We start from the raw sequence: 2500 nt of genomic DNA, 5'->3' as shown, positions 1-2500 counted from the left end.
TACTGACGAAATCACTATTGTTTTCTCTTCCTCCGGGTACTTAGATGTTTCAGTTCCCCGGGTTCGCCCCCTTTCGGGTACCATATCTTCAATATGGTGGGTTGCCCCATTCGGAAATCCACGGATCAGTTCGTATGTGCCGATCCCCGTGGCTTATCGCAGCTTATCACGTCCTTCATCGCCTCTGAGAGCCTAGGCATCCCCCATGCGCCCTTAGTTCGCTTATTGTACTTTTTGCTCTTTTTAATGAGTTTGATTCAATGTTTTGCACGGTACACAAGGTACCGCGCTCGTATCTCTTTTCCCAATATGTCAATGAACTGTCCGGGCCCGGAAAACACGGTCGCCTAAACAGGCAGCTAATACCGCAAAATTTCCCTTTTTGCCCTTGGTGGAGAATACCGGAGTCGAACCGGTGACCTCCTGCGTGCAAGGCAGGCGCTCTAGCCAGCTGAGCTAATTCCCCGTAATCGATTTCAGATTGATGAATCACGATTAACGATTGTTGAATTCAACCCAACCTCCAAAATCTCTAGTCTGTTACTCAATGAACTCTATCCAAAGCCGAAGGCACAAGGCCTACAACCCCAAATTTAAAATCTGTAGTCTCAGGCAGACTCGAACTGCCGACCTCTACATTATCAGTGTAGCGCTCTAACCAGCTGAGCTATGAGACTGCATTTGCATTTTTAATTAAAATCGACAGCTAAACCAAGCAGAAACAGAGATCCAAAAGACCTCAAAATCGTACCCCTCATCCCCTTAAAGGGGCTCTAGAAAGGAGGTGTTCCAGCCGCACCTTCCGGTACGGCTACCTTGTTACGACTTAGCCCCAGTTACCAGTTTTACCCTAGGCAGCTCCTTGCGGTGACCGACTTCAGGTACCCCCGGCTTCCATGGCTTGACGGGCGGTGTGTACAAGGCCCGGGAACGTATTCACCGGATCATGGCTGATATCCGATTACTAGCGATTCCAGCTTCACGGGGTCGAGTTGCAGACCCCGATCCGAACTGAGACCGGTTTTAAGGATTCGCTCCACCTCGCGGTGTGGCTGCCCTCTGTACCGGCCATTGTAGCACGTGTGTAGCCCAGGACGTAAGGGCCGTGATGATTTGACGTCATCCCCACCTTCCTCGCGGTTTGCACCGGCAGTCTCGTTAGAGTTCCCATCTTTACATGCTGGCAACTAACGACAGGGGTTGCGCTCGTTATAGGACTTAACCTGACACCTCACGGCACGAGCTGACGACAACCATGCAGCACCTTGTAATGAGTCCGAAGAAAAGGGTGTTTCCACCCCTGTCCCACTACATTTAAGCCCTGGTAAGGTTCCTCGCGTATCATCGAATTAAACCACATGCTCCACCGCTTGTGCGGGCCCCCGTCAATTCCTTTGAGTTTCATTCTTGCGAACGTACTCCCCAGGTGGGATACTTATCACTTTCGCTTGGCCACCCAGCCCGAAGGCCGGACAGCTAGTATCCATCGTTTACGGCGTGGACTACCAGGGTATCTAATCCTGTTCGCTCCCCACGCTTTCGTCCCTCAGCGTCAATGCACTGTTAGTGATCTGCCTTCGCAATCGGTATTCTGTGTAATATCTATGCATTTCACCGCTACACTACACATTCTAACCACTTCACAGTGATTCAAGACGACCAGTATCAAAGGCAATTTTACGGTTGAGCCGCAAACTTTCACCCCTGACTTAATCGCCCGCCTACGGACCCTTTAAACCCAATGATTCCGGATAACGCTCGGATCCTCCGTATTACCGCGGCTGCTGGCACGGAGTTAGCCGATCCTTATTCTTACGGTACCGTCAAGCCCCCACACGTGGGGGTGTTTCTTCCCGTACAAAAGCAGTTTACAACCCATAGGGCAGTCTTCCTGCACGCGGCATGGCTGGATCAGGGTTGCCCCCATTGTCCAATATTCCTCACTGCTGCCTCCCGTAGGAGTCTGGTCCGTGTCTCAGTACCAGTGTGGGGGATCCCCCTCTCAGGGCCCCTACCTATCGTAGCCTTGGTGTGCCGTTACCACACCAACAAGCTAATAGGACGCATGCTCATCTTGTACCGTAACCTTTAATCAAACACCGATGCCGGTGTAGGATACCATGGGGTGTTAATCTTCGTTTCCAAAGGCTATCCCCCAGTACAAGGCAGATTGCATACGCGTTACGCACCCGTGCGCCGGTCGTCATCTGGTGCAAGCACCAATGTTACCCCTCGACTTGCATGTGTTAGGCCTGCCGCTAGCGTTCATCCTGAGCCAGGATCAAACTCTTCATCGTTAAATCTTGAATAATGTTTCAAGGCACTCAGAAAAGATCTCAAAAGAATCTCAGAAATTTCTACTTAGTTTAGTTTATTCTCGTTGGTCAGAGTACAAAAGTACCCCTCCCTAACGCGCTGTCAATTTCAATATATCAATGAACTTTTAATTCTATTTTTTCCGCTGTTCGGACAATCCCTCATCCGTTTTGCGGGTGCAAAT

At 50.4% G+C, this 2500-nt stretch carries 2 tRNA genes and 2 rRNA genes (1 of these 4 cut by a window edge); all 4 read right to left on the bottom strand.

What is annotated here, in order from left to right:
- Positions 1-228 (bottom strand): 23S ribosomal RNA (locus POV27_RS16855); it reaches 2582 nt to the left of the window's first position.
- A gap of 161 nt (positions 229-389) precedes the next feature.
- Positions 390-466, bottom strand: a tRNA-Ala gene (locus tag POV27_RS16850).
- A gap of 137 nt (positions 467-603) precedes the next feature.
- Positions 604-677 (bottom strand) — tRNA-Ile (locus POV27_RS16845).
- 100 nt (positions 678-777) lie between these two features.
- Positions 778-2297 (bottom strand): 16S ribosomal RNA (locus POV27_RS16840).
- The 16S and 23S rRNA genes sit together here with 2 tRNA genes alongside, the layout of an rRNA operon.
- Positions 2298-2500: the final 203 nt, after the last annotated feature.

Origin of the sequence: Aureisphaera galaxeae (assembly GCF_028561275.1) — a bacterium.
Taxonomy (GTDB): domain Bacteria; phylum Bacteroidota; class Bacteroidia; order Flavobacteriales; family Flavobacteriaceae; genus Aureisphaera; species Aureisphaera galaxeae.
Note: the sequence above shows the minus strand (reverse complement) of the source record. Positions and strands in the feature narration are given on the sequence as shown.